Source organism: Rugosimonospora africana (genome assembly GCF_016862975.1).
In the GTDB taxonomy this organism is placed as follows: Bacteria; Actinomycetota; Actinomycetes; order Mycobacteriales; family Micromonosporaceae; genus Rugosimonospora; species Rugosimonospora africana.
This window is the reverse complement of the sequence record NZ_BONZ01000010.1, coordinates 1-16981: the sequence shown is the minus strand read 5'-3', so window position 1 is coordinate 16981 and position 16981 is coordinate 1. Positions and strand designations below refer to the sequence as shown.

The window sequence follows — 16981 nt, the reverse complement described above, 5'->3', positions numbered from 1 at the left end:
CCACCGAGGGATTCGGAGCACTGATGAGAAGATCGCCATCGTCGAGACTTCGCGCTTTCACCGTGCTCGCCACGCTTGTGGGTACGGCCGTCGGCGGTTTCGCCGCGGCTCAGCCCGCCGCCGCCGGGCACAGCGCTGACTACGCGACCACGATTTCGCAACGCTACACGGATTCGCTCGATGCACATGCCTCGTTGACGCCCGGCACGGAAATTCCGCTGGGGTCATGGCGCGACGCGGACGGCAAGCATCACATGTCGCGGGTGTATGCGACATATGACCTGTCCGGCTTTGCCGGCAAGGAGGTCTTCACCGCGAACCTGTACGCGCATGAAGAAGAGGTGACCGACTGCGCGGAGCGGGACATCGAGGTGTGGATCACCTCACCAGTGAGCGACCCGACCTGGGCGGACCCGCCGGCCGAGCAGACCCTGATCGGCGCTGTGACGGGGTCTGGGTCATGCCCCGGGCTGCTCAGCAGGGACCTGACGGCGGCCGTCCAGCAGGCGTTGAACGCGGGCCAAACGAAGCTGGGCGTCGAATTACGGATACCCGCCGACCGCGAGGGCGACACCGCACGCGGCCGATGGCTGAACGTGCAGTACGGAGTGCGACTGACGATCGACTACAACACGCCGCCGGAGGTGCCCACGCAGCTCTCCGCCGGCCGACAGCAGTGCGGCACTCAGGCGCCCTATCCCTACCTGGCAACCCCGCAGCCCACGCTCGCGGCCAGGTTCGATGACGCCGATCCGAACGACAAGCTGACCGGATCGTTCGCCATCTGGCCGGTCGGGGATCCCGACGACCGGACGACCATCAACACGATCGGCCACATACCAAGCGGCGCGGCCAGCTTCGTGACGGTGCCGGCCGGTGTGATCACAGAAGACGGCACGTACGGCTGGCAGTCGCGGCTCAACGACGACACGGACACCTCGGACTGGTCGCAGACCTGCTACTTCACCGCCGACCTCACACCTCCGGCGAATCCGCCCGGCGTCACCTCGTCGAACTACCCCCAGGGTGGCTTCATCGACGGAGGCACCCCCGGACACTTCACCTTCACGGCGAACGGTGTCGACGACGTCATCGGGTACCAGTATTCCTGGGACAACTATCCAGGGGTGCCCTTGTCCTGTTCACCAACGGCGTCGGATCCGTCGAGCACGTCCGGCATAGTGGCGGCCGAAGGGCTGGGGGGCTCCGCCGTCGTGGACCTCTCACCGCCCGAGGCCGGCCCGAACGAGTTGTACGTCCGCAGCCTCGACCGCGCGTGCAACATATCGGACCTCACCCGGTACGACGTGCAGGTGCGGGACACCTCGCCGACCGTTCTGGCGTATAGCCAACCGGTGCTCGGTAAGCCGTTCACGCTGACCGTCAAGCCCAATCCGGCCGTCGCCCCGATAGTCAGCTATCGCTACCAGGTCAACAGTGATGACCCGCAAACGGTGGCGGCCAAAGATGACGGATCCGCCTCGATCACCTTCACCCCGTCATGCTTCTGCGGAGTCCTCTCGGTACAGGTCAGCAGCATCAGCGCGAACGGTTGGGTGAGTCCGCCAGGCCGCTACTACCATGACATCCTCAACGTCCCGGTCGTCAGTTCCGACATCTACCCTGACTACCTTGCGACCTGGCAGCCCGGAGGCGGCGTCGGGATCACCGGGCACTTCACCTTCGCTTCGCCGGTGGCCGGCACGGTGGCCTACCAGTACTCGATCGACTGGGGCGACACCCAAACCGTGGCGGCCGTTCCCGACGGAACGGCGACGATCGAGTGGACTCCGGACACCAGTGGCCCTCACGAAATCGATCTGTGGGCGGTCGATGCGAACGGCAACACGATCTCCGAACAGGGTACGTACGACGTCTACGTCACGGACCCTTCCTGATCGGCCTGGCCGACCCCCCATCGACATGACCGGCGGCGCCACCCTCCTTCGGGTGACGCCGCCGCTTCTCACCATCGCCTCGTGGGAGTCTTCAACTCGGTAAGGCCGGATCGGCGTACATGACGCGTGGGCTGCCGTCCCACGTCCACGAAGTCTGTGCTGGCTGGCCGTGCAGATCCGCGCGACCCGTCGCCCAGAGCAGTGTCGGCCATGGCTCGCCGGTCGACGACACGGCCGGAAAAAGCCGGCGCAGCGCACCCGCACACAGGTCGTCCGGCGGTGACCACGCGAGACCCAACCCCGCGGCAACGTCATGCATGTGGACCAGGACCTCGACTACGCCCATGGCGGCGAATCCGCTGACGTCAGAGGGTCCGTACGAGTGGAATGACTGCCGGCCGGGCGGCACGAAGCTCACCATGGCAGCCAGCATCGTGCCGCATGCCTCGAAGACCTTCACCAGTGCTGGCTGGCCCTCAGCCGGATCCACAAAGATCGTCAATGCTGGCCCGCCTTCGCGGCGTCGTTGCCATCCGAACGGGACATGGGTGGCCAGCGACGGATTCGACGGGCCGAGCTGGGCAGCGTACGTGAACAGGTCGTCGCTCATGTGCTCGACCGTCTCCCAGCAACTCCACTCCAACCCGCCGGCCGGCACGTGCCAGTCGAGTTCGATAGCCGTTTCAAGGGTTTCCCGGGCAAGCGTGACGGCCCGCGTGACGTCATTGGCGGTCATCCCATCATGATCGGACAGCGCGGCGCCGAAGGCGAGTCCCCATCCACGGCGCAAACAACGGCCACGCCACCCATCGGGTGGCGCCGCCGCTTCTGGTCCTCCAGGTGGAGGTACTGACCGCTTGCTTGAACCTCGCCGAGCCGATCGCCCGCTTGCACGTCGCGTTGGCTACGGCGGCAAAGGTGGACTAATCTCTTAGCTAAGGGAGGTGCCGATGTCCAGCGAGCCTGCGGCGCAGTTCAACATCCACGACGCCAAGACCAATCTGTCGCGCATCATTGAGCGCGTGGAGCACGGCGAAGAGATCATCATCAGTCGCGCCGGCACCCCGGTCGCCAAGGTCGTCCCGCTGACTCGGCGCGTCTCGCGGACCTCTCGCGGCTCCTTGGCGGGCAGACTCGTGGCCGCCAACGACTGGGACTCGCCCGACGTCAACGAAAGCATCGCGGCGGACTTCGGGCTGGCACCGTGAACCTGCTGCTGGACACCCATGTTGTGCTCTGGTGGCTGGCAGACGATCCCACCTTGGCGGATGACATCAAGGAAAAGCTCGACCACGACCCGAACGTGTATCTCAGCCCGGCCACGGTCTGGGAAGTCGCCATCAAGCAGGCAATCGGCAAGCTCCAGGAGCCAGCAGATCTTCCTGAACGCATCCGCGACAGCGGGTTCCGCGAACTACATATCACATCCGAGCACACCATCACGGCTGGCCGGCTGCCACCGATCCACCGCGACCCGTTCGACCGCTTGCTCATAGCTCAGGCGCAGTGCGCCGATCTGACCCTGGTCACCCGAGACGCCGCAATCATCAAATACGACGTCGCCACGTTGGCCGTGTGAGCGGACAAACATCAGCAATGCGTCGGCGACATCAGCGGACCATTATGAGGCGCGGTGCAGAGCGGGGTCCCGGCCGATGAAGGCGATCAGGCGGTCTACAGCGGGCGCGTCGGCGCCGACCTCGACTTCGTAACCGAAGGTTTTGCCCGGGCCTCGGTAGGCGGGCATGAGCATGCCGCGGGCCGTGTCGAGCGCCGCCTGCGCCTCCAGCTCGGTGTACGGCACCGGTTGGCCTGTCGCGACCGCGAGGTCCCAACCGTGCCCGACGCACTCGACCAGCACCATCCCGAGCACCATAGCGCCGGGCAGTTCGGACGACGTCATGCGCAGCGGCCGATCGGCAGCCCCGGCCCGGAACGCCGCGACCGCCTGCTCGCCCGCGGCGGCGAACTCGGCAGCCGGATCGACACCGCATCGGTATGAGTTCGGGTCGTCGTGGTAATCCACCCCGGCAGCCCGAGCGGCAAACATCCGCAGCCATCCGATCAGGTGATCGGTGAGAGTCGCCACGTCATAATCTGGGCACGGCGTCGGGAGCGCACGCTTCTCGGGCCGGATCCCGGCCAGGAGCGTCGTCGTCTTGTCGGTCACGGCGGCCAGATTGGCGGTGTCTGCGGGCATGAACATCCTCCTGGGAAGCGGTACCAGCAGCGATGCTAGGCGGAAGGTGACCGGCGGCGTTGAACAAACGCGCCAACCAGGGCAGGCGCGGCCGCCCGTGGAGAATTCGCGAGGCATCCTGCGTCCGCAGGAGAGCCTGCGCGCCTTCCGTCGGACCAGATCCGCGGTGCCCGGCCCACTCGAGGCCCACCTCGATTTGTTCTGGCACGTCGAGTGGGATCTACCGCGAGGGGTCGTCCACCACCAGCGGCTGTTGACCCTCCCGGCGGTCCACGTAGTGATCGAAGCGCAGGACGCCACGGTCATGGGTCCACTACGGCGGCCCTGGGTCCGCGATCTCAGTGGCCAAAGCTGGGTACTCGGTGTCATGTTCCGGCCGGGCGCGTTTCGGGACGTGCTCGGTGCGCCGATGAGCACGCTCACCGATCGCGGCGTCCCGATCGCGGAGGTATTCGGCCCGGCTGGTGAGGTGTTCGCCGCCGCCGTGCGGGAAGCCGTCACCGACGAGGAGCGCTTCGCCCAAGCGGCGGCGTTCTTCACGGATCGGCTGGCGGCACCGTCGGCCGAGCAGGTCGCCGCAACCGCTGCGGTCGAGCGCGTCATCGACGACCAGGCGATCGTGAGAGTGGCCGATCTGGCACGGGCGTGCCACTGGAGCATCCGGCAACTGCAACGACTGTTCGCGGACTACGTCGGAGTGACCCCGAAGTGGGCGATCCGCCGCTACCGGCTGGTCAACGCTGCCGAGCGAGTGGCCCGGCAGCGGGAGGTCCAATGGGACCTGCTCGCCGATGAACTGGGCTACAGCGATCAGTCGCACCTGATTCGGGACTTCACGAGTGTGATCGGCATGTCCCCGGCTCGCTACGCCGACGCCTGCCGTACGCCAACCGGAGGGCGTTCCGGGTGAGCGGCACCTTGCCGGAGCCTCCCACGCTCCGACCGCCACGGCGTTGAGCGACGCCTACTCGGCTCGCCGATGCCACGCACCGGGACGGGATCCGTCACGGAGCCCCCGTCAGTCCTACGGGTCCGCCCTCATTTGCGCCCGATTACGGGCGCCTATGCAGTCGCCAGCAACTCAGCGCAAACGGCGGCGGCGCCAGCCCAATTGGGCTGGCGCCGCCGCTTCTGGTCCTCCAGGTGGAGGTGCCGGGAATCGAACCCGGGTCCTCCGTCGCGTTGCCAGGGCTTCTCCGAGCGCAGCTCGCTGTGCCTCTACTCGGCCCCTCCGATCACGCGAGCGAGTCGGTGTGACGGGCCCAGTCGCGATTAATCTCACCGCACAGACCCCGCGACCGGATCTGCTTGGCCAGCCTTCTAACTGATGCCGGTTAACTAGGCCGAAGGCCCTCCTAGACCGACAGCGACGTCACTCGCCTCAGGCGGCGAGGGCGTACGCAGCGCGACTGTTCTTGGCGCTTATTGGTTTCCGACGACGATTTTCGAGACGACGTCGGCTTCCTCGGCTCGCTTCCCCTGCCTCAGCAAACGTAGTCGAAACCTGTCACCCCCTGGTCACATGCGTGCCACTCGACACGCACCTAAGCCTAACGCCTGGGCCCCGAAGATTCATTCCGGATATCCCCCGCCGGCGGAGACCTCCGAGCCGGGCACCGGGATCGGCACCGGACCCGACCGGGCATAACGCCCAGCGGGGACGGAATCAGCAGGACCCGCCGTTGATCGAGCAGCTGGTCGGGGTCGGCGCCGAACCCCAGTTGCTGCCCTCCATCGTGAAGGTGAAGCTCGTCGAGCCGCCCGGCGACACCGTGCCGCTGTAGGTGAAGACCACGCTGTGGTTCGAGCCCGAGCTGGCGCGGACGTCCCGCGTGGACATGGTCAGAGTGCCCGATCCGGAGAACGTCACCACGAGCGTCCAGCCCTTGGCCGCCGTCCCGCCGCGGTTCGTAATCGTGTACTTCCCCTTGTACGAGTGGTGATCGCTGCTGACCTTCTGGTACTGCGCCGCCAGCCGGGCCGGCTGCGCGGGTGGTACGGCCGAGGTCGTGGGCGGATGGGTCGGCACCGTGGTGGCCGGCCGGTCGCCTCCGGGCGGAGGCACCGGGCGACGATTCGAAGTCGGGCTCAGGCCGGGGCTCGCGGTGACGCTCCCCCCGGTCGTCGACGGTACGGACGCGGAGAGCACCGGACTCGCGGTAGACGCGCCACCTGCCGGCGTCACGACGATGTCGAGCATTCCGCCGGCGGTGGACGACAGGCTCGGCGGATCCACCCGCAGCGCGGTGATCTCCGGGTCTGACCGCCGGTTCACTGTCCAGACCAGCGCGCTGAGCATGACTGTGGCGACAACTGCCACCAGGACGGCGATCCGCACCGGCGCCTTGGAGCGCTCGCGCTCGGGCTCATCCAGAGGTACCCGCGACAGCAGGACCGTCTGGTCCTGAGACGGCAGCTCGGCCGGCCAGGTCCGCTCCACTTCGGAGCGAATCTCGGCGAGTACCGGCGCCAGCACCTGCGTCTGGTCGACGTCCGCCTGGGTAGGCCGCTCCGCGTCGGGAGCGTTGTGCTTGCCCACGGGTAGTTTCCCTCCCTGACGCGGTGCCGCCGGCGGGAACGGGTACCGGTCTAGCCCATACCCTTGGCGCGCCGGCCCATCGCCCGGCTGATCTCCCGGTCGGCGTCCCGCTTTGCCAGGTCCTGGCGCTTGTCGTAGGACTTCTTACCGCGCGCCAGACCCAACTCGACTTTCGCCCAGCCGTCAGCAAAGTAGAGGGAGAGCGGCACCAGGGTCAACCCGGTCTCCTGCAGCTTGCCGAGCAGTCGAGTGATCTCGAGCCGTTTGAGCAGGAGCTTGCGGGTGCGGCGCGGCTCGTGGTTGGTCCAGGAGCCCTGGATGTACTCGGGGATGTGCATCCCGTACAGGTAGATCTCGCCGTCTTTCTCCTGGGCGAACGCGTCCACCAACGAGGCCCGCCCCAGGCGCAGCGACTTGACCTCGGTACCCGTCAGAGCCAGACCCGCCTCATACGTATCGAGGATGGCGTAGTCGTGGCGCGCCTTCCGGTTGGACGCGACGATCTTGCGGCCCTTTTCCCGCGGCATTCCGACTCACCTCCCTGACTTCTTGGCCCAGCCCGACCGCCCGAATGGACCGCGACCTCACGAGTGGGTGCGACTGGGCGGATTGGTGCGACCGGCAATGCTACCGGATCTGACCACCTAGTCGTCCAACAAGTTAGCCCGCCGGTTCATGCCCTCGATGAGCCGGCGCCACGGTGTCGGTAGCTGTCCGGAGCCGGGTGGGACCGGTAACGTACGGGCGACGCCGGGGTCCTGCGGCGAGTTCCCTAGCAAGGAGGCCACATGTCCTACGAGGCTGTCGGGCTGTTGCCCACCGGCGCGCAGATCGTGCTGCGGGTCCCCCTTGTCCTCCTGGGTATCGCGGGCCTGGTGCTCGCCGTGATCAGCAGGCCGCGCCTCGGCGGCAGGGCCGCCATACTCGGCGCGATGGGCGGCGCGGCATTCGCCCTCGACGCGATCCTCAACATCATCTGGATCGCGATGAGCGAGCATATCTATCGGTCGGAGTCGACGTCGACGGTCGCCGCCTGGCTCGACTTCTACAACGTGACCGACGTCGTGCTGCTCGCCGCCGCCATGACGCTGCTGGCCGTCGCGTTCACCGGCCGCGGGCCCGGTGGAGAACCGCGACCGCTGCTCGGCGCTCCCGCGGGTCCGGGCGGCTACACCGGGTACCCGCCGCCGCCCCCTCCGTACCAGCCGACGGCCCAGCCCCAGCCGCCGGCCCAGCCGCTGTCGCCGTACTCGCCGCCGACCTGGCCCAACCAGGCCGCTCAGCAGCCGCCGATCGCGCCTCCGCAGCCGGCCGCACAGCCGCCGGCATTCACCCAGCCCGGGTACCCGCCGCCCTCGTACGCAGCGCCGAGCCAGCCGCAGCCGACCTATCCACAACAGACGTACCCGCAGCAGACGTACCCGGCGGCCGAGGCGCCGACGTACCACGTGCCCTCGGCGCCACCACACTCGGCGCCGCCGGCGCACCCACACTCGGCACCGCCGGCGCCCCCGGAGCCTCCGCACTCCGCTCCGCCGGCGCACCACTCATAAGTCGGAGCCCTGCGGATTCAATCAGCCAAGCCGAACCACGGGACGCGTCGCGGCGCGTCCCGTGGTTTTTTATGAGCGTGAGAAGGCGTCGGTCCTTCGTGGGGCACCCCTCGCGGATGGCCTCTCGCGAGCCGACGTTCCGCGGGCGTCGGCCGGCGGTCTTTCCCGCGATGCGGCCTGCCAGAGATGATGCGGCTTACCCGAGACGCGCGATCGTGCCCGAGATACGGGAATGGCTCCCGGGCACGACAGCCCAGGAGCCATTCCGCGAAGGGTCGGCCCGGTCCGGGTGGGACCGGTCGTGGTCCTTACTTCTTGATGTAGAACCGCAGGGTTACCCAACCGGTCACGCCACTGATCACCGCTCCGATGCCGAGCAGGATCGGGATCATTATGTAGATCCGCGACCACGGCGCCGGTGTCAGCAGTGACGCGAGCGATTTCAGCGAACCGTCGATCAGGAATATCTTGCCGACGACCATCGCGGCCGAGGCGATGATGGCGCCGATGATGCCGGCGAACATCGCCTCCAGGACGAATGGCGACTGGATGAACCAGTTCGACGCGCCGACGAGCTTCATCACCGCGACTTCTCGCCTGCGGCTGTACGCGGCGACCTGGATCGTGTTACCGACCAGCAGGAGGGCGGCGAGTCCCTGCACCAGCGCGATGACCAGCGCCAGGTTCTGTGCGGCGCCGAGCACCCCGAACACCTTTGACAGCAGCGTGCTCTGGTCGACGATCTCGTCGATCCCGGCCTTGCCCTTGTACTCCGCCGCAACCTGGTTGTACTGCTTCGGGTTCTTCAGCTGGATGCGGTACGACTCGGGCAGCGCGTCCTTCTTGGTCGCGGCGATCAGGTCGGGCGCGTCCTTGAACTGCTGCTGGAACTTGTTCCAGGCTTGTTCCTTGGTCTCGTGGATGACCGGCTGCTTGATGAGCGGGTCAGCCTGGAGCTGACCGGCCAGGTCGTCCCGTTGCTGGGTCGAGATGTCGTCCCGCAGGAAGATGGAGACCTGGACCTTGTCGAAGTAGTAGCCCTTCATGCTGTCGATCTGTTGGTACAGGATCAGGCTGGCGCCAAGCATGGTGAGCGACACGGCCATCGTGATGATCATGGCGACGGTCATCGTGACGTTACGCCACAGGCCGACCATGACCTCCGACAGGATGTATTTCGCACGCACCGGAGTTCTTGTCCCTTCGGGTCAGCCGTAGACACCGCGCGGCTGGTCCCGCACGATCTTGCCACTCTCGATTTCCACGACACGGCGGCGCATCTGGTTCACGATGTTCGAGTCATGGGTGACCATCACGACGGTGGTGCCTGTCCGGTTGATCCGGTCGAGCAGTCGCATGATTTCGATCGACGTGTCCGGGTCGAGGTTTCCGGTGGGCTCATCGGCGAGCAGGATCAGCGGACGGTTCACGAATGCCCTCGCTACCGCCACACGCTGCTGCTCACCGCCGGACAGCTCGTGCGGGTACCGGTGCTCCTTGCCGCCCAGGCCGACGAGTTCGAGGACCTCGGGCACCACCCGGCGCGCGACACCCTGCGACTTGCCGATCACTTCGAGTGCGAAGGCGACATTCTCGTACGCGGTCCGGTTCGGCAACAGCCGGAAGTCCTGGAACACGCAGCCGATCTGGCGTCGGAACGCGGAGATTTTCCAGGAACGCAGGGCGGTGACGTCCCTGTCCGCGACGACGACCCGACCCTTGTTCGGCTGGATCTCGTGCAGCAGCAGCTTGATGATGGTGGACTTGCCGGAGCCGGATGGTCCGATGAAGAAGACGAAGTCACCCTTCTCGATCGAGACCGACACGTCGTCGAGCGACGGCCGCGAGGCTTTCGGGTACGTCTTGGTCACATGCTCGAGCCGAATCACGGCTCCGCAGTCTACGCGGTGTAACTAAAACGCCAAGTGCGACAGAGGGCGGTACGCTCCTTTTACCGTGAATCGCGGAGAAGATTCCGCTAGGCGTTTGGCACGAGAACGCACCGGCCTGAAGTCATATCTTCCAGACAGGGATTCAGGATTCGTGAGAACAGCTCACAGCTGCCGGTGCACGGACCAACCGCACCAGTCCCGCAATCCGGGAGATCCTCAACTACCGCCCGCACACTCGTCATCATCGATGCGTGGCCTCGACCGGCCCGATTGCCCTGTTCATTGAAGGGAACCGTACGGTCGACACGCACACCACGACGACGTCACGCTGTTCGGATCCGGTCACGGACCGCTACCCCGCAAGCTTCGCCACCGACCGGGAACGGGTTCGGACCACCCTCCTGGGTTGTCCGCGGGCATTCCGCACAGCTACCCGCGCACCGGCCCGCATACTGATCCGGCGAGGGCGTCCCGCACGCGAGGTAAGCGAACCTGCCAAGGAACTGGTATCGGCATGAGTGGAATCGTGGTCCTGTCGGGAGATCCGCACCCCGATTCGCGTACCGCCCGGCTGGCGACCGGCATCGGTACGAGTACCGCACAGCTGATCGGCGCGCGCCCGCCCGAGGTGATCGACCTCGCCGAGTACGGTTACCGGCTGCTGGTACCCGAGGCCGAGGAAGTGTCCCGCGCGATCGAGAACGTACGCGACGCCGACCTGCTGGTGATCGCCACGCCCACGTACAACGGCACGTTCAGCGGCGTATTGAAGGTGTTCCTCGACTGCTTCCCGTCCGACGGGCTCGCCGGCCGGCCGGCGTTGAGCGTGGTCGTCTCAGCGACCCCGGGGCGCGCCGAGGTCGCGGAGGGCCACCTGCACGCGCTGCTGGCTGAGATGGGCGCGACCACACCGGGGCCGGGCCTGGCGGTGGCCGAGGATCAGTTGGTACAGCCGGACGTGCTGATCACCGGGTACCTGGACCGGGTACGCGGTGCCCTGGGCGTGCCGGCCCACTGAGCCCGCGCCCGTCTCCGGGGCGCCGGGACGCGACCCGGGTCAGCGGCGATCTGGATCAGCGGCTCAGCGGGGCTGCCAGGCCGAGTGGTCGGCGATCAGCCGCCGGACGTGGGCGGGTAGCCGCCCCCGGGCGACTTCGGCCAGGCTCACCTCGTCGAGTACCCGGCGCACCGCCGCCCGTACGGCGACCCACAGCTCCTGGAGATGCACCGCCGTACCCGCGTATCGGGTCTCCTCCGGCCGCAGCCCGCGGACCCCGGCCAGCGGCCCGTCGACCGCCCGGAGCACGTCACCGACCGCGATCTCGGACGGCGGCCGGCTCAGCGTGTAGCCGCCGTCCACCCCCCGGGTGCTCTGCACCAGGCCGGCACGCCGCAGGTCGGCGAGGATGGTCTCGAGGAACTTCCGGGGCATCTCCTGCTCGGCGGCCAGCGCCTGAGCCGAGAGAGTCCGCGGGTGAGCCGCCGCAAGCTCGACCGCGGCCCGTACCGCGTAGTCGCCGCGAGCCGAGATCTGCACGTCAGTGCGCCTCCAGCTCACGCTGCTTGCGCCAGCGGATGCCCGCCTCGATGAACGAGTCGATCTCGCCGTCGAACACGGCCGACGGGTTGCCGGTCTCGTACTCGGTACGGAGATCCTTCACCATTTGGTACGGGTGCAGAACGTACGAGCGCATCTGGTCGCCCCAGGAACCGGCCACGTCACCCCGGATCGCGTCCATCTTGGCCTGCTCCTCGGCCCGCTTCAGCGCCAGCAGCTTGGCCTTCAGCACGCCCATCGCGGTCGCCTTGTTCTGCAGCTGGGAGCGCTCGTTCTGGCAGGAGACCACGATCCCGGTCGGCAGGTGAGTGATCCGGACGGCCGAGTCGGTCGTGTTGACGCCCTGGCCACCCGGCCCGGACGACCGGTACACGTCGACGCGCAGGTCGTCCTCGGGGATCTCGATGTCGTCGGTCTGCTCGACCACCGGGACCACCTCGACCGCCGCGAAGCTGGTCTGCCGGCGGCCCTGGTTGTCGAACGGGCTGATCCGGACGAGCCGGTGGGTACCGCCCTCGACGGACAGGGTGCCGTACGCGTACGGATGCTTGACGGCGAACGTGGCCGACTTGATCCCGGCCTCTTCGGCGTAGCTGGTGTCGTACACGTCGGCCGAGTATCCGTGCCGCTCGGCCCACCGCAGGTACATCCGGAGGAGCATCTCGGCGAAGTCGGCCGCGTCCACGCCGCCGGCCCCGGACCTGATGCTGACCAGCGCCTCCCGCGAGTCGTACTCCCCGGACAACAGGGTACGGATCTCCAGCTCGTCGATGGCCTTGGTCAGCGCGCCGATCTCGTTCCCGACCTCGGCGAGGCTGGACGGATCGTTCTCTGACTCGGCCAGCTCCAGGAGCACCCCGGCGTCGTCGAGCCGGCCGCGCAGCCGCTCGATCCGGTTCAGCTCACCCTGGACATAGGACAGCTTGGACGTGATCTGCTGCGCCCGGGCCTGGTCGTCCCATAGGTCGGGGGTAGCGGCGACGGCCTCCAGCTCGGCCTTGTCCTTGCGCATCTTGTCGAGGTTGAGCACGGTCTCGATGTTGCGCAGGGTGTTATCGAGGCTTTTGAGCTGGTCGGCGTATTCGGCAGCGGTCACGGCTGTTAAGGGTACTGTCACCGGGGCCCGATCTGCTCATGCGGTTCCGACTGGTCCTGCTCGGCGCGTCTACCGCCACGACCCAGACCAGTCGCCGGATCAGCCGGGCCGGCAAGACTTGATCAGCCGTGACCGCATCGCCGATGGGCTACTTGGCCGGCGCGCTCTTGAGCCAGCTGAGGGCGGCCCGGTGGTACCCGACCGCGAACTCCAGGGCGGCCGCACCATGATCGTCGCCGTCGCGCTTGAGCTCCTTGACCGCCTCGCGGGCCTCGTTCAGCGCCATCGTGTGGTACTCCGTCGCCTGCGCGTACGCCGTCTTCAGCTGACTCGCCGACTGGTACTTGCCGAACGCCGCCCGCAACGCGACCGGGCTGCGTACCGCCTCCCGGGTCGGCTCCTCGGCCAGCCACTTCGTGAATGCCCGCTTCCCAGCCGGAGTGATCGAATACGGTTGACTGGACCGGGCACCCGGCTTGCCGAGCTTCACGTAGCCCGCCTCCGCCAGAGCCGGCAGCTCCCGGTAAACCTGACTGCGGGTCATCGACCAATATGCACCCAGTCGTTTCTGCGCCGCGGTCATCAGCTGTCCGCCAGTCATCGGGCCATCGTGCAGCAGACCCAGCAGGGCCGCCGCGGTTGCGTTCACTCCAGTTTCCGCCATGTCCCCTACGCTGCCACTCCATCACCTTGTAGTCCAGGATTTCCCCACAATTGCTCCATTGTGCACTGTCCCCGGAGGACAGTCCGGTGTGGACACTGGAGGCCGGCGGACGGAAAACCCCGGCCGTGGCCAGGCAAGAGGCGATCGCGAACCCACGTCCGGCCCGATCGCGCGTGACCGCGCGGTGACAGACCGTATGTCTTGACGCCGTAAGGGGCGGAGCCCTACCCTAGATATTAGTTAGGAATACTTTCTAACAGTTGACCCACGGCAGCCCGACCGACAACAGAGCCCCACCCCGGATGGCGGCGACCGATTCCCGCGCGAGGCATTGCGTTCCGCGGGCTAAGGCATGTCCAATAGGGCCGCCCGGGACTGGAGCCTGAGAATGAAGATCGCTGTTGTCGGTGGCGGATCGACGTACACGCCCGAACTGGTCGACGGTTTCGCGCGCCTGTTTCCCGATGTCACCGAATTGGCGCTGGTGGATCCGGCCCGCGATCGGCTGGACGTGGTCGGACCGTTTGCCCAACGGATATTCGGCGCGTACGGACACCAGGGCCGGGTCACCTACACCGAGGATCTGGACGCCGGTCTCGCCGACGCCTCGGTCGTCGTCATCCAGCTCCGGATCGGCGGCCAGCAGGCCCGCATCTCCGACGAGACCTTCCCGCTGGAGTGCGGCTGCGTCGGCCAGGAGACGACCGGTGCCGGTGGGCTGGCCAAGGCACTGCGCACCGTACCCGTGGTCCTCGACGTCGCCGAGCGGGCCCGGCGGCTTTCCGCACCGGACGCCTGGATCATCGACTTCACCAACCCGGTCGGCATCGTCACCCGTGCCCTGCTCGACGCCGGCCACCGCGCGATCGGCCTGTGCAACGTGGCGATCGGCTTTCAACGCCGGTTCGCCGCCATGCTCGACGTCGATCCGGCCTCGGTCATCCTGGACCACGTCGGGCTCAACCACCTGACCTGGGAGCGGGCCGCCTACGTGTCCGATGTGGACAGACTGCCCGAGCTGATGGGCGCGCACCTGAAGGAACTGGCCGACCATCTCGACATGCCGGTCGACGTGTTGTCCACATTGGGCAGCGTGCCGTCCTACTACCTGCGCTACTTCTACTGTCACGACGAGGTCGTCCGGCAGGAGCGGGGCCAGCAGACGCGGGGCCAGAAGGTCGCCGAGATCGAGGCCGAGCTGTTGCGCATGTACGCCGACCCGAACCTGTCCACCAAGCCGGAACTGCTCGGGCAGCGGGGCGGTGCGTTCTACTCCGAGGCCGCCGTCGGGCTCATCGCGTCGTTGCGCTCCGACGACGGTACGGTTCACTCGGCCAACGTCCGCAACCGTGGCCACCTGCCGTTCCTGTCCGACGACGCGGTCATCGAGGTCAGCAGCCGGGTCGGTCGCGACGGCGCGGTACCCATCCCGACCGCCCCCGTCGGGCCACTGATGTCCGGACTCATCGCCCACGTCAGCGCGTACGAGGAGCTGGCCGTGGCGGCGGCCGTCCACGGTGGACGGTCCCGGGTGTACCAGGCGATGCTGGCGCACCCGCTGATCGGCCAGCACGAGAAGGCCGAGGTGCTGACCGACAGGCTGCTCGCCGTGAACGCGGCACACCTGGCGTGGGCGCGATGACCGAGCACGGCGGCGTGGCGGCCGGAGAGCAGCTGTACGTCGCGATCGACGGGGGAAACTCGAAGACTCACGTGGTCGTCGGGTCGACCGGCGGCCGGCTGCTCGGTTTCGCGCACGGCCCCACGTCGTCCCCGCACCACATCGGCGTACCGGGCACCTTGGCGCTGCTCGACTCGCTGGTACGACAGGCCGTCGCCCAGGCCGGACTGCCACCGGACACGGTGCTGTCCCGCGCCGACGTGTACCTGGCCGGAGTCGACCTGCCGGTCGAGGTCGACACGCTGTCCAAGGCCATCGGACAGACCGGTTGGGCCGCCGAGTACCGGGTGGACAACGACCTCTTCGCGCTGCTGCGCGCGGGTACCGTCGCGCCCGACTCGGTCGTCGTCACCTGCGGCGCCGGCATCAACTGCCTGGGTCGGCGGCTCGACAGCCGGGTCGCGCGCTTCCTGTCGCTGGGTGAGATCAGTGGCGACTGGGGCGGCGGTCACCACCTGGCCATGCTGGCGCTGTGGCACGCCGCACGCGGTGAGGACGGGCGTGGCCCCGCCACCGCCCTGACCGCCGTGGTGGCGGAGCACTTCGGGCGCTCGACGGTCGAGGAGGTGTCGACCGGGCTGCACCTCGGCGAGTTGGCGCGGGAACGCGTCAACGAGCTGTCCCCGGTGCTGTTCGCCGTCGCGGACGCCGGCGACGCCGTGGCCCGCTCGGTGGTCGCCCGGCAGGCCGAGGAGGTCGTCGTGATGGTGGCCGCCGCGGCCCGCCGGCTGGAGTTGCTGGACCTACCGCACACGGTGGTACTCGGCGGATCCGTCCTGGCCGCCCGGCACCCGCTCCTGCACAACGCGGTGATCGAGGGCATCACGGCGCTCGCACCGCGGGCGGACATCGTCGTCCTGTCCGACCCACCGGTGGCCGGTGCGGCGCTGCTGGCCATGGACGCGCTCGCTCCGGCCGACCCGGTCGCCGAGGCGGCGCTGCGCGAGGCCGTGCGTACCGCCGCCCTGGCCGGCTCCGTCGCCGCCACGAGCGCCTGACCGCCAAGCGGCCGGCGCGCCCGCGGCGGCGACGGCACGAGCCGGGACCGCCCGGCCGGGTCACAGGCGGCTGCGCAGCTCCCACAGCTCCGGGTAGAAGCGCAGCTCGATCCGCGAACGCAGGTACGCGCCGCCGGCCGAACCGCCGGTACCCGCCTTCGTGCCGATCTGCCGCTCGGCCATCAGCACGTGCCGGGCCCGCCACAGCGACCACGCCTGATCGTGGTCGACCAGCGCCTCGGCCAGGTCCCACAGCGGCCCGAACCTGGTCCGGTCCCGGGCGATCTCGACGTACGCGGCGAACCGCTGCTCCTCGGTGTCGACCGCGAAGCCGGCATGGCGCAGTACGGCCAGGTACCCGTCCCACAGCGACGGCTCCGCCAGCCGCCGCTGCAGCCGCTCCCGCTCGGTGTCGGTGAGCCCCCGGAAACGGTTCAGGTACCCGGGGTCGCGCAGCCCGGACAGGAACTCGATCTCGCGGAACTGGGCGGACTGGAAACCCGACGCCGGGGCCAGTTTGTTCCGGAATGCCAGGAAGTCCTGCGGCGTCATAGTGTCGATCACGTCGACCTGTTTGATCAGTAGGTCCTCCACCGAGCGGGCGCGGGCCAGACGCACCCGGGGCAGGTACGACTCGCCGGCAAGCATCCGGTCACGGGCGTCGGTCAGCTCGGCGAGCAGCAGTTTGAACCAGAGCTCGTAGACCTGGTGGATGGTGATGAACAGCAGCTCGTCGTGCGCTGGCGGGACGGACTCGGCGACCTGCTGATCGAGCAGGTCCGGCAGGCGCAGGTAGGCGCCGTAGGTGAGCAGGCCGCCCTGCTCACCGAATCGTGGATCGGTCACGCCGCCACGCTAGCCGGCGTCTCGTCCACGCAGACCGGGCGGCTGTCACCTCTCCT

The 16981-nt window shown here is 68.0% G+C and carries 18 protein-coding genes and 1 other RNA gene; 8 read left to right on the top strand and 11 right to left on the bottom strand.

The annotated features are described in order from the left end of the window. The first annotated feature begins 23 nt into the window (after positions 1-23). A complete protein-coding gene (locus tag Raf01_RS04885; RefSeq protein WP_203916512.1) occupies positions 24-1898 on the top strand; it encodes a hypothetical protein in 1875 nt (624 codons plus the stop codon). A 91-nt stretch (positions 1899-1989) separates the two neighbouring features. Here Raf01_RS04885 and Raf01_RS04880 read toward each other — a convergent pair whose 3' ends face one another. Beyond that, the gene (locus Raf01_RS04880; protein WP_203916511.1) at positions 1990-2634 is read right to left on the bottom strand and encodes a hypothetical protein; all 645 of its coding nucleotides are present in this window, start codon (positions 2632-2634) and stop codon (positions 1990-1992) included. A gap of 214 nt (positions 2635-2848) precedes the next feature. On the opposite strand from Raf01_RS04880, the gene Raf01_RS04875 reads away from it, so the two are divergent. Continuing rightward, positions 2849-3106, top strand: coding sequence for a type II toxin-antitoxin system Phd/YefM family antitoxin (locus tag Raf01_RS04875; protein ID WP_203916510.1), 258 nt, complete (start codon positions 2849-2851; stop codon positions 3104-3106). Then, on the top strand, positions 3103-3477 hold the full coding sequence (locus tag Raf01_RS04870) for a type II toxin-antitoxin system VapC family toxin (RefSeq protein ID WP_203916509.1): 375 nt from the start codon (positions 3103-3105) through the stop codon (positions 3475-3477). The genes Raf01_RS04875 and Raf01_RS04870 overlap by 4 nt, the downstream gene beginning before the upstream one ends. Before the next feature lie 42 nt (positions 3478-3519). On the opposite strand, the gene Raf01_RS04865 is transcribed toward Raf01_RS04870, so the two are convergent. After that, positions 3520-4098 (bottom strand): TIGR03086 family metal-binding protein, encoded by a 579-nt coding sequence (locus Raf01_RS04865; RefSeq protein WP_203916508.1) that lies wholly within the window; start codon positions 4096-4098, stop codon positions 3520-3522. A 166-nt stretch (positions 4099-4264) separates the two neighbouring features. On the opposite strand from Raf01_RS04865, the gene Raf01_RS04860 reads away from it, so the two are divergent. Next, positions 4265-5008: a helix-turn-helix domain-containing protein gene (locus Raf01_RS04860; protein WP_203916507.1), complete on the top strand. Its 744-nt coding sequence runs from the start codon at positions 4265-4267 to the stop codon at positions 5006-5008. Positions 5009-5239: 231 nt separating this feature from the next. On the opposite strand, the gene ssrA is transcribed toward Raf01_RS04860, so the two are convergent. From ssrA to smpB, 3 genes are all read right to left on the bottom strand, one after another. After that, positions 5240-5613, bottom strand: a transfer-messenger RNA (tmRNA) gene (ssrA, locus tag Raf01_RS04855). Between the two features lie 151 nt (positions 5614-5764). Beyond that, entirely contained in the window at positions 5765-6637 is an 873-nt protein-coding gene (locus Raf01_RS04850) for a cellulose binding domain-containing protein (RefSeq protein ID WP_203916506.1), read from the bottom strand. 50 nt (positions 6638-6687) lie between these two features. After that, positions 6688-7164: an SsrA-binding protein SmpB gene (gene smpB / locus Raf01_RS04845; protein ID WP_203916505.1), complete on the bottom strand. Its 477-nt coding sequence runs from the start codon at positions 7162-7164 to the stop codon at positions 6688-6690. Between the two features lie 261 nt (positions 7165-7425). Here smpB and Raf01_RS04840 point away from each other — a divergent pair, with 261 nt between their 5' ends. Next, a complete protein-coding gene (locus tag Raf01_RS04840) occupies positions 7426-8190 on the top strand; it encodes a hypothetical protein (protein ID WP_203916504.1) in 765 nt (254 codons plus the stop codon). A 308-nt stretch (positions 8191-8498) separates the two neighbouring features. Here Raf01_RS04840 and ftsX read toward each other — a convergent pair whose 3' ends face one another. Both ftsX and ftsE read right to left on the bottom strand, forming a co-directional pair. Then, on the bottom strand, positions 8499-9377 hold the full coding sequence (gene ftsX / locus Raf01_RS04835) for a permease-like cell division protein FtsX (RefSeq protein ID WP_203916503.1): 879 nt from the start codon (positions 9375-9377) through the stop codon (positions 8499-8501). Between the two features lie 21 nt (positions 9378-9398). After that, complete coding sequence (gene ftsE, locus Raf01_RS04830; protein WP_203916502.1) at positions 9399-10079, bottom strand: cell division ATP-binding protein FtsE; 681 nt, start codon at positions 10077-10079, stop codon at positions 9399-9401. Positions 10080-10596: 517 nt separating this feature from the next. Here ftsE and Raf01_RS04825 point away from each other — a divergent pair. Further along, on the top strand, positions 10597-11100 hold the full coding sequence (locus Raf01_RS04825; protein ID WP_203916501.1) for an NADPH-dependent FMN reductase: 504 nt from the start codon (positions 10597-10599) through the stop codon (positions 11098-11100). A gap of 63 nt (positions 11101-11163) precedes the next feature. Here the strand turns inward: Raf01_RS04825 and Raf01_RS04820 are convergent, their stop codons facing one another. The 3 genes from Raf01_RS04820 to Raf01_RS04810 form a co-directional block, all read right to left on the bottom strand. Continuing rightward, the gene (locus tag Raf01_RS04820; protein ID WP_203916500.1) at positions 11164-11619 is read right to left on the bottom strand and encodes an RrF2 family transcriptional regulator; all 456 of its coding nucleotides are present in this window, start codon (positions 11617-11619) and stop codon (positions 11164-11166) included. A gap of 1 nt (position 11620) precedes the next feature. Continuing rightward, a complete protein-coding gene (prfB, locus tag Raf01_RS04815; protein WP_203916499.1) occupies positions 11621-12736 on the bottom strand; it encodes a peptide chain release factor 2 in 1116 nt (371 codons plus the stop codon). Between the two features lie 148 nt (positions 12737-12884). Next, positions 12885-13400: a PadR family transcriptional regulator gene (locus tag Raf01_RS04810; protein ID WP_203916498.1), complete on the bottom strand. Its 516-nt coding sequence runs from the start codon at positions 13398-13400 to the stop codon at positions 12885-12887. A gap of 388 nt (positions 13401-13788) precedes the next feature. Between Raf01_RS04810 and Raf01_RS04805 the strand changes: the two genes are divergently transcribed. Both Raf01_RS04805 and Raf01_RS04800 read left to right on the top strand, forming a co-directional pair. Next, positions 13789-15042 carry a 6-phospho-beta-glucosidase gene (locus Raf01_RS04805; protein ID WP_203916497.1) on the top strand — a complete coding sequence of 418 codons (1254 nt, stop codon included), beginning with the start codon at positions 13789-13791 and terminating at the stop codon, positions 15040-15042. Continuing rightward, positions 15039-16079 carry an N-acetylglucosamine kinase gene (locus Raf01_RS04800; RefSeq protein ID WP_203916496.1) on the top strand — a complete coding sequence of 347 codons (1041 nt, stop codon included), beginning with the start codon at positions 15039-15041 and terminating at the stop codon, positions 16077-16079. Before Raf01_RS04805 ends, Raf01_RS04800 begins: the two co-directional genes overlap by 4 nt. A 60-nt stretch (positions 16080-16139) precedes the next feature. Here Raf01_RS04800 and Raf01_RS04795 read toward each other — a convergent pair whose 3' ends face one another. Further along, complete coding sequence (locus tag Raf01_RS04795) at positions 16140-16925, bottom strand: tryptophan 2,3-dioxygenase family protein (RefSeq protein ID WP_203916495.1); 786 nt, start codon at positions 16923-16925, stop codon at positions 16140-16142. Positions 16926-16981: the final 56 nt, after the last annotated feature.

Coding starts and splice junctions, on each gene's coding strand:
- Raf01_RS04885 (WP_203916512.1), top strand. CDS start 24: ATGAGAAGATCGCCATCGTCGAGACTTCGCGCTTTCACCGTGCTCGCC.
- Raf01_RS04880 (WP_203916511.1), bottom strand. CDS start 2,634: ATGACCGCCAATGACGTCACGCGGGCCGTCACGCTTGCCCGGGAAACC.
- Raf01_RS04875 (WP_203916510.1), top strand. CDS start 2,849: ATGTCCAGCGAGCCTGCGGCGCAGTTCAACATCCACGACGCCAAGACC.
- Raf01_RS04865 (WP_203916508.1), bottom strand. CDS start 4,098: ATGCCCGCAGACACCGCCAATCTGGCCGCCGTGACCGACAAGACGACG.
- smpB (WP_203916505.1), bottom strand. CDS start 7,164: ATGCCGCGGGAAAAGGGCCGCAAGATCGTCGCGTCCAACCGGAAGGCG.
- Raf01_RS04840 (WP_203916504.1), top strand. CDS start 7,426: ATGTCCTACGAGGCTGTCGGGCTGTTGCCCACCGGCGCGCAGATCGTG.
- Raf01_RS04825 (WP_203916501.1), top strand. CDS start 10,597: ATGAGTGGAATCGTGGTCCTGTCGGGAGATCCGCACCCCGATTCGCGT.
- Raf01_RS04810 (WP_203916498.1), bottom strand. CDS start 13,400: ATGGCGGAAACTGGAGTGAACGCAACCGCGGCGGCCCTGCTGGGTCTG.
- Raf01_RS04805 (WP_203916497.1), top strand. CDS start 13,789: ATGAAGATCGCTGTTGTCGGTGGCGGATCGACGTACACGCCCGAACTG.
- Raf01_RS04800 (WP_203916496.1), top strand. CDS start 15,039: ATGACCGAGCACGGCGGCGTGGCGGCCGGAGAGCAGCTGTACGTCGCG.